Below are 12,990 nucleotides of genomic sequence, written 5' to 3'. Positions count from 1 at the left end.
GCTCCTGGAATAACGAAATTATTGGCGGTACTTATCGTCAGGAAATGGCTTGTCAGTTCAATGATTGTATCTATCCTCGAAGACAACTCGTGGAAAATAAATTCTCTGTCCTGAAAAGAAAGTTCAGTGGTGATCTCAAATCTCGAAGATTCCTGATTCAGACGAAAGAAATCGCTAACAAAATGATCGTCTGTAACATTCACAGATTTCTACAATTTCTCCGGGTGAAGGTTTTCTACAGAGCAGAAAAATCATAACATTTTCCGAGTGAAAAACCCGGAAAATCCGGAGCCGGATCCCCGGACCGGCCGGATCACAAAAAATATTGCTCGACACGACGAAAAGGGGTGGAGAATTCTAAAATAAACTTCAACAAAAATATTCAACAATTCCCTGTGTATTTCTCACAAAAAATATCGGCTGGTGCATTGGCCAGGTATTCTGTCAGGCCATTTCACTGCAGCACTCTTCGTAATTACTGCGATGGTGGCTGTTCGCGATCCATCGGATCTTTCTGTTCGTTTGTTAATGTTTTTGCAAGTGCCGTTATACCGGTCATTGCCCCAAGGTTCATTGATTCAAGGGCGGTAGACGGTACAAGGATAATGGTAGCATTTCCTGTCTTGAGCCCTTCATACAGCATGTTCATCGCTCTCAGGTGAAGCGCTGTTGGATTGTTCTCATAGCTCTTTGCTGCCAGCTCAAATTTCTCGGCAATCTGCCGTTCGGAATCCCCGAGAATGACCCGGGCCTGCCGCTCGCGCTCGGCCTGTGCCTGCATGGACATCGCATCCTGAAGGGGGCCGGGAATAATCACATCGCGGATTTCAACAGAAAGGATCTTGATGCCCCACCCGCTTACACGGCTCCCAATCAGCCTCTGGAGTTCTGCGTCAGTCGCTTCCCTCCCGGTGAGCATATCCGAAAGGAACGTCTTTCCTATAACATCCCGGAGCGCAGTCTGCGATGCCAGGGAAACCGATCCCATGTAATCCTTGACTTCAAGCGCGGATTTCTCGACATCAACCACCTGCCAGAACAATACTGCATCGACATTGACCGGAACCGTATCTTTTGTCAGGGTCTGCTCGGCATTGAACGACGTGGTGATGACCCGGAGATCGATCCAGTACGCGACCCGGCTCAGGATCGGAACGATAAGAAAAATTCCCGGCCCTTTGATTCCGATAAACCTTCCAAGGAACAGGACAACTGCCCGTTCCCACTGGTTGGCAATCTTGATCGCCATCGCAAGCAGCGCGACAACCACGATCAGAATTATTCCAGCAATCATAAAGGTGAATGCATCCATGGTTATTTCCTCCTTGAACTGCCTATCCGATAGTCATACGACAGTTAACAGAGGGTCCCCCGAAGTATATATGTGTGGTGATGGCCCCCGCAGGCCGGGTTCTGGTGCGTCCGTGAACTAGTGACCGGTTTTTTGGTCAAAAACATCCGGCCCGGATTGAATACATACATACCGAACATTTTTTATTCGCCGATTATAAGGATAAATGGGGGGATTCCCATGGTAATCAGGGTTGTATATTATTCGTGGAAGGGGCACACGGAGAAGGTTGCAACTGCGCTCGCAAAACTGCTGGATGCGGAACTGGTCCGGATAGAACCGGCGAGCAACTGCAGCGTGGCGGGAAAAGCAATAAGGGCGCTCTTCGGGATGAAATCGCCCATCAGACCAACGAAAACCGATCTCAGCGGTATCGACGCTCTCGTCATCGCAAGCCCGGTCTGGGCAGGAAAGGTGCCCGCATACGTAAACCAGTACCTCGATTCGGTTACGGGCGGCGGGGGAAAACCATTTCACATAATCGTCGAAATGGGTGGCCGGGGCGACCAGTCTGCCATCGCTGTGGTGAGAAAGGCACTTGAGCGGAAGGGAATGACGTTTGTCTCGTCGGGATCGACCATTGAAAAGGATGTCGAAAGCGGATCGTTTTTAACAACCATAGAAAAGTTTGCAGACGGGATTCTTAAACCATAATTCGTAAGGTTTGTCCAATCAGGAGGGATGTTTTTGAATTGCATCCCCGGTATCTTTACCGGAGCACCGGCGATTCGTGAACAACCGCCGGGCAAGTTCCCGGATGCTTTTTTTCCGGGGGGGGATCGATCCGTTTTCCGCAGGGGATTAATCCACGTGTGTAAACGCCGGGTATACCGCAGGCTCACTGCCCCGGATAATAATACCCGCGTGATATAACACGGTCGGGTTTTTACCAAACGGGGATGTTCCCTCGTAATCATGCCAGCGTGAGAGAAATTCCTGCCTTGGGATCACGCCGCGCGTTCCAAGCATGGATGGATCCTCGAAGTAGACGTTATCCTTGTCCAATCCGATCACGACCATATAGTGACCATCCTCCCAAATATCCTCCCACGAGAGATTTACTTCATCCGGAACCCGCCACGCCTGGCATGCGATGATCACCGGAATTCTGTCGGCATTGAGTTGTTCAAGGTCCACCAGTGTGAGGTTCGTCCGCAGTTCGGCCTGCAGGCCATGAGCCCGGGCCACGCGGACGAGGGACTCCGGGGGCGTGCCGGCTTCTTCGGTAGTATTTAGCTCCTCTATGAGTGTGCCCTCCCGCTCGTCAATTCCCCAGTAATTAAAAACGGCCTGCAGGGATGCTGCCCCGCAGGAATATGACTGACTCTGCCGGACATCGGGGACCCTGGTCAAGAGGCCGGGAGGGGATGCGGACAGCTGGCCTGCATTTTCCCCTGTGTTTTTGCCGGATGAGGGGGTTTGAATGCAGCCGGAACATATGAGGAAACCCGCAACGAACAGGCAGGTCATGAGACAAACGGGAAAATTCCTGTGCACTTCTGACATTCGGATTACCTAAAACATGTCCGGTTACCATTTATAGATTTACCTGGTTACGATTCCGATACGTTGACTGGATGTCGGGAAGAAAATCTGCGATCCTGACAATTTCCGCGATGAAACGATCTGCCGGAATATCTCAAATTCCGTGGTTTGATCGGCACCGTATTTAACAAGATATATAACTTCACATCTCAATCAGATTTTTGTGAAACGGGTCGCCGTTATTTTTCTGGTTTTCAGCCTTCTCGTCCTGGTACCGGCAGCTTATGCAGCAAACGATCTCGTGATCACCCAGCCGAGCGTGAACGAGACCTTATTTGCCGAGATGAGGGATTTCTATGTTTACGGCATCTTCCCGAACTCCCCGCTCGCGACCCCCGGTGACGTTGAAATTGAGCTGTTCCCCAGGTCTTCCTGCACCTTTTCTTCCCCCGTGCAGTGTACCGGTTCCCCCCTTCGCCAGATAGAGAGCCATGTCGATCCGGTGACCGGTACCACAAACCAGAGCTGCCTTAATCTAACCTTTGTCAACGGCGTCACGGTAGGCGGAGGGTACGTCCCGGATATCGTGGAGAACCCCGACGGGAGTAACTTTACCGATCCCAACGACAAGGTCGTGGTGACGGACGGGTATTATGCAGGCCTTGTCCTCGGCGGCGTCACAAAAACCTACAACACGACCTACAAGGACAGTTCCGGGGCAACCCTCCAGGACCTGACCGCCGGCGATTATACCATTCTTGTTTCCGGCCTTACCCGCTCGCTCTCCGGCCAGGTTACCTCAGAGAATATCACGTTCGGGATCACCAATACCGCACTTGGCACGAACCGGCCCCCCGATAACAAGAATGCCCGCATCAATTATGCCATCCAGCACGGCCTCCGTACGTATTTCGATGCGTTCCCCGGCTATTTCTCGGATGGCGGGAGCAACTGGTCCAACTTCGTTGCCCGGGCGTACCCCAACAACGGGATCGAGGTGGTAAACGACCTCAGCGGGACGGTTCTCGATACGATTGCGGTCGCCAATAATACGATGTTTTTGTACAACATCAATTCCGCCAGCACGACGTACTCGGTCGAATTGGCCCCGATCCTGAAGTACAACCTCCAGGATTCGGCGAATACGACATTCCTCTATTACAGCAACGGGGAACCATACCTGACGTATAACGACACAACCGGAACCCCCCGGAATATTGCGTCCACGATCCTGCCCTTCACCGGTACAAACCGGCTCGCGCTCACCCGGGTCGAGGTCCGCGCCCCGCTCCCCACGAGCTACGAGAACCTCTACGACCCGAACGATACAACGCAGCAGACGGTGTACACCGACCTGTCCGGCGGCGTCACTCTTAATCAGGGGCAGGAATTTATTGTCTTCGGGGTCACGAAGCCAATTGCATCGGCTGTGACGACAACACAATATCCTTACTGGTATTCGATCAGCAACCGGACCTCCCTGATCGCCTACACCATCAAGGATTCGGGTGGCAGCACGCTCCTTACTGCATCGCACGACGTCAATCTCTCCCGGTATTTCTCGCCCGGGAGCACGACGCGGTACAACTCGCTCTTTGAATTCGGCTCGGAGTTCACCACGCTCTCCACGCCCGGCACCTACCAGGTCAGCCTTGTCGGCATGGATATATCGGGAAATACCGTCCCGGGAACTTCAGCCTCATTCTCCGTGACCGTACTTTCCCCGCCGGACACTTCCGGGAGGGGCATTTCCGATGCAGCGGATTCCGGGAGAGGGAGTTCCTATGAGGCAACCTCTCCCGGTGCCCCGGCCGGCCAGGCCATGACCTTTGCCATCAACCAGCCGGTCACTGAAAATGCGCCCGGGGCGTTCACCTCGGTTTCCGTTGTCCCCTCGGTTGCTCTCGGTTCGACCCAGGTGACCGTGGCGGACGCAAACACGATCGACACGTCACCGCTTATCGGCCGGCAGACCGCCTACATCGCATCGATCGAACCGGTCGGGGTGAACCCGTCTGCGATCAGCCAGGGCACCATCACGTTTGCCGTAGCGGGGAGCTGGCTTTCGCAGCACGGGGTGAACCCTCAGGATATCGTGCTCATACGGGACCACGACGGCCAATGGTCAGAACTCGCGACCACATTCGACCACCAGGCCGGAACTACGTACTACTTTACCGCAACGACCCCGGGCTTCTCGTACTTTGCCATCACGACCCGGGTGAGTGCGGCGGTGGAGAATACAACTACGGCGGATAATGGATCCGCGAGTACCGGGGTAATGACGTCACCGCCCACCATTACGGATTCCGCGCATTTCGCTGCAACACCGGCTGCAACGCAGACCACCGTGGTTCCTGAATCCGGTGTAAGTCCTGACAATTCGTCCGGCATCCCGGTCCCTGTCGTGATTGCCTGTATCGGTGGAATTGCTGTAGTGGCGGTCGGCGGGTTCCTGGTCCGGCGCTGGTGGATACGGAGGCAGAACCCGGCACTCTTCAGGAAATATGATTGATTTTCCCTAAAAAATTCATTTTCAGCGCAATTCACAAGGATATTCCACTCAAGTATTTTTTGGATTCTGGCAAAACCTTGATTACACTCTTGCACAAGAATGAACGTTTGTTATGTGCAGACGGTACTCGCTTGCCTGTATAGACAACATCTGCGGAAGGTTCCGGGTCATCGACCCGGCCATAGGTTTCCGGTCGCATTTCAGCATCGCGCCTGGCAGCACGAACCCGGTGATTGTGGTGCACGAGCGGGCGGAAGCAGTGATGATGCAATGGGGGCTCGTGCCGCACTGGACAAAAGACATCGCTGCAATGCACCGCCCGATCAATGCCCGGGCGGAAGATCTCGCAGAGAGACCGATGTTCCGGGATCTTTTGCGAACGCACCGCTGCATCGTGCCTGCGAGCGGTTTTTTTGAATGGAAACAGGAAAAATGGCGCAAAATCCCGTTTTATATTCATGTAAAAGAGGATCCGGTCTTTGCCTTTGCCGGGTTGTACGATGTATGGAGCAACCTTGCAGGTACAACGCTTGCGACATACACGATCATCACGACCGCTGCCAATGACCTCATGGCACCTGTCCACCACCGGATGCCGGCAATCCTCCGGCAGGATGACGAGATCCACTGGCTATCCCGGGATGTGCTTTCTGCTGACGAGATGCGCCGGATCCTTGCGCAGTACCCCTCCAATGGCATGGAGGCGTACCCGGTCTCGGAGCGTGTGAACAGCCCGACAGCAGATGATGAGCGACTGGTCCTGCCGGTACAGGTACTATAAGACAAAATCTGCGATTGCAGGCGGGCTTCATTGCACCATTTCCCATCTGTCCCGACGGGGCACCATTTTAACCCCCTGCCGCCAATAAAACTGTACCTGCGGCGATTTTTTTATGGACGATACCTATCTTGTCGAGATCCGCCTCGCCCGGACCCGGTGGCAGATAAAGGAAACCACACGCGCCATCACACAAAAATCCGGTGCCGAGCGCTACCGGGAACGGCACCCGCATGTGACCCTGTACGGGCCTTTCACCCTTAAAGATCCAACCCGCGTTCAGTTCCTGCTCGATACCATCGGCACAATTGCCGGCTCCATTGGGGCAGTCCCGTTCACGCTCGATGGATGGGAACGACGGGATGGGATGCATGGTGGCGTCGTGGCATTTTCCGTCAGCCCCTCCCCCGCGCTTGTCAGGCTGAGCGCCACGCTTGCCCGGGCGCTCTCCTGCTTTACCATCAGCCTGAATGCATGGGACCTGCGGCCCGATGAAAAATGGTTTCACGTCACCATTGCAAACCGCCTCCCTCCGGGCAAAGCCGAAGAGATCGTTTCCGGGCTGACCGCACCCGGATATGATGCATCCGGCAGTCCTGCCACCGGACCAAACACTGCCGGCCTGCGCACACGGCTCCTCGCACTGGCAGAGAGGATGGGAGTCATACACCAGCGCCGGAACGTCCCGATCCGGCCTGTCCTGCTCGATGATGCCGGCCTCCGGATTACTGTCATGCACAAGGACATGATCCTTGGCGAGTATGACCTGCTCAGGCAGCAGTGGCTTGCCCATGAAGAGATCCACAATCCCCGGTCGTGGCAGCAGTCACTGGCGCTCTACCGGAGAAGCGCCGGATTTGAACTCTCTGCACCGGTCGCCCATGAGCCGGGAGAGATTTTCCTTATCGCGGATCTCCACCTGGGCCATGCAAATATCATCCGGTACTGCTCGCGCCCGTTCGTCCATTCCGATGTGGCAGAGATGGACCGGGTGCTGATCGCCAACTGGAATTACCGGGTGGCACCCCGGAATCCGGTATTTTTCTTAGGAGACCTGCGATACGGCGGGGACGCACGCCCGGACGCGGAGTACAGGGTGCTCCTCAACGGCAGGATTACGTTTGTTGCCGGGAACCACGACAAAAATACCAGAGATACCGTTCCTTCAGCCCTGCTTGCCTGCGACGGGCAGGAATTTCTTCTCGTTCACGACCCGGCCAACGCCCCGGCCGGTTTCTCCGGATGGGTCATTCACGGTCATCACCACAATAACGATCTTCGTGCATTCCCGTTCATCGATTTCGCGGGAAAAAAGATCAATGTGAGCGCCGAAGTCATCGGGTATTCTCCCGTGAGCCTGCAGGAGATCAGCCGTATCATCCGTGAGCGGACGCCCGGATCCGAAGAACCCCTGCTCCTGCGGTACCCGTACGTTCAGTAGGGGGAGACCTGCGGTGTCATTTTCAGGAACCGTGGGGAGCTGCCCGGTCCTTTTACGATATGCAAAAAGTATATACAACCCGGCGTGAGAATTCCACAAAAAGGAGAATTCCGGTATGTGGTTTGAACGCATCGTTGCTGAAGGGCTGTCCCACAACTCGTACATGATCGGTTCCGGAGGAAAAGCGGCAGTCATCGACCCGCGACGGGATTGTGGAGTTTACCTAATCCTTGCAGACCGGCACGATACCGTCATCACGCATATTTTCGAGACGCACCGGAACGAGGATTATGTATCCGGTGCGCCGGAGCTTGCGCACCGGTGCAACGCACCGGTCTACCACGGCTCACGGATGGACTTTGCGTACGGGAACGGTGTCCGCGAAGGCGACCGGTTCACGCTTGGGACGCTGGAACTCTCTGTCATCGAGACCCCGGGACACACTGAGGAGAGCATCACGCTTGTCCTGGTGGACACCGAAGTCTCGCGCGAGCCGTACATGGTCTTTTCCGGCGACACCCTCTTTTCCGGCGATATTGCGAGGACGGATTTTTTCGGGCCGGAGAGAAAAGCGGAGATGGCAGAAAAAATGTATGAGAACATCACCCGGAAGATCCTGCCACTCGGGGACGGTGCGATTCTCTGCCCGGCCCACGGGGCCGGTTCTTCATGCGGGAGCGAAATTGCCGATCATCCCTTCTCCACCATCGGGTACGAGAAGCGCACCAACCCGGTCCTCGCCCTCGGGAAGGAAGCATTTGTCGCCCGGCGCACTACCGAGTCCCCGTACCTGCCGCCGTACTTCCGGCAGATGGAGACGGTCAACAGGGAAGGGCCGGCGCTCCTTCATTCGCTCCCCCGTACACACCCGCTTTCGGTCGCGGCAGTAAAGAGCCTTGTCAAATCCGGCAGCCAGATCGTCGACATCCGTTCCCCTACGGCTTTTGCCGCCGGCCACATCCCGGGCAGCTTTTCGATCTGGCGGGACGGCATTGCATCGTTTGCCGGCTGGTTCCTTGACTACGAACGCCCTGTCGTGCTCGTCGATGACTTCTCCCTTGATCTCCAGCCCGTGCTCCGGCAGTCCGTGCGGCTGGGATACGATGCTACGGCAGGCTGGCTTGCCGGTGGTTTTCCCGCATGGTTCCGGGCCGCACAACCGGTCGGGATGACCGGGACCTGCACGGTGCAGGCTCTCAGGGAGAGGCTTAACCATGAAAAGCCGTTCCTGCTTGACGTCCGCGACCAGAAAAACCGGGAGCACGTCGGGCATATCTCAGGGTCAATATCCGTGTATATCGGGGAGCTCCCCCGGCACCTGCAGGAGATCCCAAAAGACCGGCCGGTCGTCATATACTGCGATTCCGGGTACAAAGGGAGCCTCGGGGCAAGCGTGCTTGCGATGAACGGGTTTTCGGATGTGACAAACGTCCTTGGAGGGATGCAGGCATGGGTGCTCGCAGGGTACCCGTTCGAAAAATAACAGGTGCGCTGTGCTGCCGTCGCAGGCTGATTTAAAAAGGTTTATCATCTCACTCTCTGAATCCAGATTGGTGTGAATCGATGGAGGTTGTAAAGATCCCCCGGATGGAAAAACAGGAATATGACCGGTTGATCGAGAAAGGATATGTCTGCCGTATCGCTTTCCAGGGAGAGAAATACCCTTACATAGCGCCGTTCCTGTATGTTTTCGACGGATCGTTTATGTATTTCCTCTCGACCAAGTACGGCAAGAAACAGGAATATTTCAGGAAAAGCCCGCATGTCTCGGTCGAGATTGAAAAATATACCAAGGATCTTTCGTCCTATACCTTTGTCACGCTGCAGGGATACCTCGAAGAAGTGAGTGATTCAATAGAGAAGAAGATTATACGGGAGAAATTTGTCGACCTTATCGTGGAGCGCAAACTCTCCTCTAATATCCTTGCCGCGCTCGGGCATTCCCCGGCCGATCCTCCCGCAAAGATCGCTGAAGAGGAACGGTCGCTTGTCTGGAAACTGGTGGGCGTCCGCGACCTTGTCGCATTAAAAAACATGTAATTTTTTTGGCACTGTAGAAAACCTGTTTTAAACATTATGCGCCCCCCTTACGCCAGCCCTGCTCCCGATGGGGGCGTATGCGATGCCTCCGTATTACCTGTGTCGGGGTGCAGACACAAGTACAGGTGATACAGCACTATCGCGAAGCGGGGGATGCCACAAGCGTGCGGGGGCGAGAGGCCTGCCGGAGACCTAAAAGAGCGTTCTTACTCATCCCATTCAGGTTTTCTACAGAGCAAATTTTTTTTTATCCGGTAACCGTGCATGATCCCCCGTTCCTGTTTAGTGAGTATCCGGTTTTTTACGGCGCAACTGTTCCGTCTTTCCCGCCACCAGATTTTTTTTAAGTTCTTCGGGATTACTCACCGGCATGAGGCAGGCCGGGCCGGTGCAGAGATATGCAGTTGGTCTGCCATCAGGTTTTCCCCGGCCGCGTGCGACGGGGGAGACTGCATCAACAAGATCCCCGGCTTCTCCAGGGGGCCTGTACAGGATGAGCATGCCCGGAAGGTACAGGTCACCGGGCGCGTCCAGCAATGCACGGGTGCCGGGATCTGCCGGGTCACCGGTGATCACGAGATCCTGTGCTGCCCCGGTCCTTGGCGAACACACGAGCGCAGCAAGGAAACCGGCTGCTGCTGACGGGGACCTGAAAGCAGCCCCGGCAATATACCGGGCGCATGCCGATGCCGTCTCTTCGAGCACGGTATCCCCGGTAAGCCGGGAAAGCCGCATGAGGTTTTCGAAGGCAACCGAGTTTGCCGAAGGGATTGCCCCGTCATACCATTCTTTTTTGCGTACCGGAAGATCCACGGTTGTACTGGAAGAGGTAAAGAACCCCCCGTCTGTTGCATCCTGGAAATGCGCGAGAAACAAGGTGTTGAGTCCGAGCGCGTCCCTGAGATACGCGATCTCGAATGTTGCCTCGTAGAGTTCGATGAGAGCAGCGATCGTATACGCGTAATCGTCAGCAAATGCCGGAATCCCGCTCACGTGATCGCGGTACCGGTGCAGGAGGTGCCCTTCGCTGTCCATCAGGTGCGCAAAAAGGAACTGCATTGCACGGGATGCGGCGCTGGTGTATGCAGGGTTATTGAATACCCGGCCTGCCCGCGCAAGGGCAGTGCAAAAAAGTGCATTGGCATCGGTGAGGATCTTGTCGTCACGTGCAGGCCGGGGACGCTGTCCGCGTGCCAGAGCGAGCCGGGACCGGATCGCATCCCGAAGGATGACGAAATCCTGCTCCGTGATGTACGGCCCCTCTGCAGGAATGTTGCGGGTTCCGGCAGCGAAGAGAACACTGCGCTGCTTCCTGTCATCACGAGGTACACTCCCGGTACCGGCACCGGTTTCAGAAAGAGGCGCAAGGGCAAACAAAGTGGCAGCAACAGCCGCATCCTCCGGTCCAAGAGCCCGATCGATCTCTTCCTGTGTCCACGTGTAATACGCCCCTTCCCCACCCGGGCTGTCTGCATCTTCTGCTGAATAAAACGCACCGCCCGGATCCTGCAGGTCGCGGAACACGTATGCGATGCATTCATCCGCGGTCGCACGGTACCGGTTTTGCCGCGTCGCTTCGTAGGCCTCGCTACAGGCAAGCACCAGCAGGGCCTGGTCGCAGAGCATTTTCTCGAAATGCGGGATGCGCCACCGGGCATCGGTTGCGTACCGGTGCAGGCCTGAGCCAATCTGGTCCCAGATGCCGCCACTGCGGATTGCGTCAAGCGTCTGCTCTGCCATCGCAAGTGCACGGGTTTCACCGGTCAGGTGCCAGTACCTGATAAGAAATATCAGGGTATGGGGGGCCGGGAATTTCGGAGCGCTGCCAAACCCGCCGTTCTCCGGATCGAAGCGTGCCGCAAGTTCATGAAATCCCCTGTCGAGAAGCACGCGGTCCGGATCGCCCGCAAGACTGGCCGGCCCGGGCCGGGCGGCAAGCCTGGTGATCTCATCGGCCGCCCGGTACAGCTCATCCTGCTGCCCGCGCCAGAGAGAAATAATCCGTTCGAGAACTTCGATAAGGCCGGGCATCCCGGCACGGCTCTCCCTCGGGAAATACGTGCCCGCAAAGAACGGCTTTTTTTCCGCTGTCATGATTATCGTGAGCGGCCAGCCTCCCCGGCCGGTCATCTGTTGGCAGACCCCCATGTACACGCTGTCGATATCCGGGCGCTCCTCACGGTCGACCTTGATACTGACAAACTCCCGGTTGAGAACGGCGGCAACGGCCGGATCCTCAAATGATTCCTCTGCCATTACGTGGCACCAGTGGCAGGTGGAGTACCCGATAGAAAGAAAGACCGGTTTACTCTCCGCTGCTGCGCGGGCAAACGCCTCGTCCCCCCACGGGTACCAGTCGACAGGATTATGCGCATGCTGGAGCAGGTACGGGCTCTTCTCATGGATCAGCCGGTTGGGCGATCGGTCTGCCCGATCGGTTCCGTCAGTGCGGGGACCTGAAGTTTTCCCGGGAGGCATACAGGTTCATCGTTCCTGCGCTATATTATCCTATCAGAAGTACCTGCCGGGCAGGGGCCGCACCCGATTCCGGAAGACTGCATGCATTTTTTATGGATACAGCCGGACATACTGCATCATGGGCAGTGAAGTGTCCCCGGCAATGGTTACGTTTCTGGTCGTCATTGTTACCGGGCTTGCGGTGATGGGGCTCTCGCGCCTGATCGATCACCTGTGGGCACGGGTACTTCGGCACCCATGGCTCTATTTTCTTTTAAGCGCCCCGGGCGTAGTCATCCACGAGTGTTCCCATATTATCGGCTGCCTTATTACCGGTGCGAAAATCAAAAAAGTTGTGCTCCTCTCAAAGGAGGGGGGGATGGTCTCGTACGCACAACCTGCGCTCCCTGTCATTGGGAACGTGATCATCAGCACAGCCCCGCTTTTTTTCCTTCCGCTCGTGCTTGCCGCACTCACATGGCTCTTTGGGACGTATGCCGGCTGCACATTTCCTGCGGCCATACCGGTGCCGGGCTCTCCTGCGGCGGTGTACTCTCTGATATTGGTGACCGGCCGGACCCTGTACCAGAATCTTGTTACGGCATTCAACGGCTGGTTTATTCTCTATCTTTATCTGGCTATGAGCCTCGCGCTCTCGTTTTCCCCGAGCACGCAGGACCTGAAAAATGCCATTGCCGGGATATTCATCCTCATAATTGCCGGCTTTGCCATCCTTGCTGCAAATATTCCTCCGGTCACCGGTATTTTTCTTACGATCATCAGCCTGTTTGGCACCGGGCTTGGCATCGGATTTACCTTCGAACTGGCAGCCCTTGTCGTGTCGCTGCCGGCACTGGTATTTTACCGGAGAGCCTCATGACCCGTGATGCAGGGATCAGATGACTGCGCAGGCAAAAATTATC

At 55.9% G+C, this 12,990-nt stretch carries 10 protein-coding genes; 7 read left to right on the top strand and 3 right to left on the bottom strand.

Features of this window, described 5'->3' with window-relative positions:
• Nucleotides 1-475: 475 nt before the first annotated feature.
• Complete coding sequence (locus ACLQMU_RS01590; RefSeq protein WP_424040321.1) at nt 476-1,312, bottom strand: slipin family protein; 837 nt, start codon at nt 1,310-1,312, stop codon at nt 476-478.
• A 219-nt stretch (nt 1,313-1,531) separates the two neighbouring features.
• Here ACLQMU_RS01590 and ACLQMU_RS01585 point away from each other — a divergent pair, with 219 nt between their 5' ends.
• The gene (locus ACLQMU_RS01585) at nt 1,532-2,005 is read left to right on the top strand and encodes a flavodoxin family protein (protein WP_424040322.1); all 474 of its coding nucleotides are present in this window, start codon (nt 1,532-1,534) and stop codon (nt 2,003-2,005) included.
• A gap of 147 nt (nt 2,006-2,152) precedes the next feature.
• Here the strand turns inward: ACLQMU_RS01585 and ACLQMU_RS01580 are convergent, their stop codons facing one another.
• On the bottom strand, nt 2,153-2,704 hold the full coding sequence (locus ACLQMU_RS01580) for a cysteine peptidase family C39 domain-containing protein (protein WP_422149101.1): 552 nt from the start codon (nt 2,702-2,704) through the stop codon (nt 2,153-2,155).
• Between the two features lie 355 nt (nt 2,705-3,059).
• Here ACLQMU_RS01580 and ACLQMU_RS01575 point away from each other — a divergent pair, with 355 nt between their 5' ends.
• The 5 genes from ACLQMU_RS01575 to ACLQMU_RS01555 all read left to right on the top strand — a co-directional run bounded on the left by ACLQMU_RS01575 (nt 3,060) and on the right by ACLQMU_RS01555 (nt 9,610).
• The gene (locus tag ACLQMU_RS01575; RefSeq protein ID WP_443673506.1) at nt 3,060-5,351 is read left to right on the top strand and encodes a PGF-pre-PGF domain-containing protein; all 2,292 of its coding nucleotides are present in this window, start codon (nt 3,060-3,062) and stop codon (nt 5,349-5,351) included.
• Nucleotides 5,352-5,463: 112 nt separating this feature from the next.
• Nucleotides 5,464-6,132: an SOS response-associated peptidase gene (locus ACLQMU_RS01570; RefSeq protein ID WP_422149099.1), complete on the top strand. Its 669-nt coding sequence runs from the start codon at nt 5,464-5,466 to the stop codon at nt 6,130-6,132.
• A 112-nt stretch (nt 6,133-6,244) separates the two neighbouring features.
• Nucleotides 6,245-7,570: a 2'-5' RNA ligase family protein gene (locus tag ACLQMU_RS01565; RefSeq protein ID WP_424039790.1), complete on the top strand. Its 1,326-nt coding sequence runs from the start codon at nt 6,245-6,247 to the stop codon at nt 7,568-7,570.
• Nucleotides 7,571-7,685: 115 nt separating this feature from the next.
• Nucleotides 7,686-9,053 carry an MBL fold metallo-hydrolase gene (locus tag ACLQMU_RS01560; RefSeq protein ID WP_424039788.1) on the top strand — a complete coding sequence of 456 codons (1,368 nt, stop codon included), beginning with the start codon at nt 7,686-7,688 and terminating at the stop codon, nt 9,051-9,053.
• Between the two features lie 80 nt (nt 9,054-9,133).
• Nucleotides 9,134-9,610, top strand: coding sequence for a pyridoxamine 5'-phosphate oxidase family protein (locus ACLQMU_RS01555; RefSeq protein WP_422149304.1), 477 nt, complete (start codon nt 9,134-9,136; stop codon nt 9,608-9,610).
• Nucleotides 9,611-9,892: 282 nt separating this feature from the next.
• Here the strand turns inward: ACLQMU_RS01555 and ACLQMU_RS01550 are convergent, their stop codons facing one another.
• Nucleotides 9,893-12,088, bottom strand: a complete 2,196-nt coding sequence (locus tag ACLQMU_RS01550; RefSeq protein ID WP_424039785.1) for a thioredoxin domain-containing protein — start codon at nt 12,086-12,088, stop codon at nt 9,893-9,895.
• Between the two features lie 118 nt (nt 12,089-12,206).
• On the opposite strand from ACLQMU_RS01550, the gene ACLQMU_RS01545 reads away from it, so the two are divergent.
• Nucleotides 12,207-12,947: a hypothetical protein gene (locus ACLQMU_RS01545; RefSeq protein WP_422149306.1), complete on the top strand. Its 741-nt coding sequence runs from the start codon at nt 12,207-12,209 to the stop codon at nt 12,945-12,947.
• The last annotated feature ends 43 nt before the right edge of the window (nt 12,948-12,990 follow it).

The organism is Methanoregula sp. (assembly GCF_052325125.1).
GTDB lineage: Archaea > Halobacteriota > Methanomicrobia > Methanomicrobiales > Methanospirillaceae > Methanoregula.
The sequence above is the reverse complement of the archived record's forward strand: the minus strand, read 5'-3'. Positions and strand labels throughout refer to the sequence as shown.

What these genes read in the sequence shown, in the direction of transcription:
- ACLQMU_RS01560 (WP_424039788.1), top strand. Translation starts at nt 7,686, where the DNA reads ATGTGGTTTGAACGCATCGTTGCTGAAGGGCTGTCCCACAACTCGTAC.
- ACLQMU_RS01570 (WP_422149099.1), top strand. Translation starts at nt 5,464, where the DNA reads ATGTGCAGACGGTACTCGCTTGCCTGTATAGACAACATCTGCGGAAGG.
- ACLQMU_RS01585 (WP_424040322.1), top strand. Translation starts at nt 1,532, where the DNA reads ATGGTAATCAGGGTTGTATATTATTCGTGGAAGGGGCACACGGAGAAG.
- ACLQMU_RS01550 (WP_424039785.1), bottom strand. Translation starts at nt 12,088, where the DNA reads ATGCCTCCCGGGAAAACTTCAGGTCCCCGCACTGACGGAACCGATCGG.
- ACLQMU_RS01555 (WP_422149304.1), top strand. Translation starts at nt 9,134, where the DNA reads ATGGAGGTTGTAAAGATCCCCCGGATGGAAAAACAGGAATATGACCGG.
- ACLQMU_RS01565 (WP_424039790.1), top strand. Translation starts at nt 6,245, where the DNA reads ATGGACGATACCTATCTTGTCGAGATCCGCCTCGCCCGGACCCGGTGG.
- ACLQMU_RS01545 (WP_422149306.1), top strand. Translation starts at nt 12,207, where the DNA reads ATGGGCAGTGAAGTGTCCCCGGCAATGGTTACGTTTCTGGTCGTCATT.
- ACLQMU_RS01590 (WP_424040321.1), bottom strand. Translation starts at nt 1,312, where the DNA reads ATGGATGCATTCACCTTTATGATTGCTGGAATAATTCTGATCGTGGTT.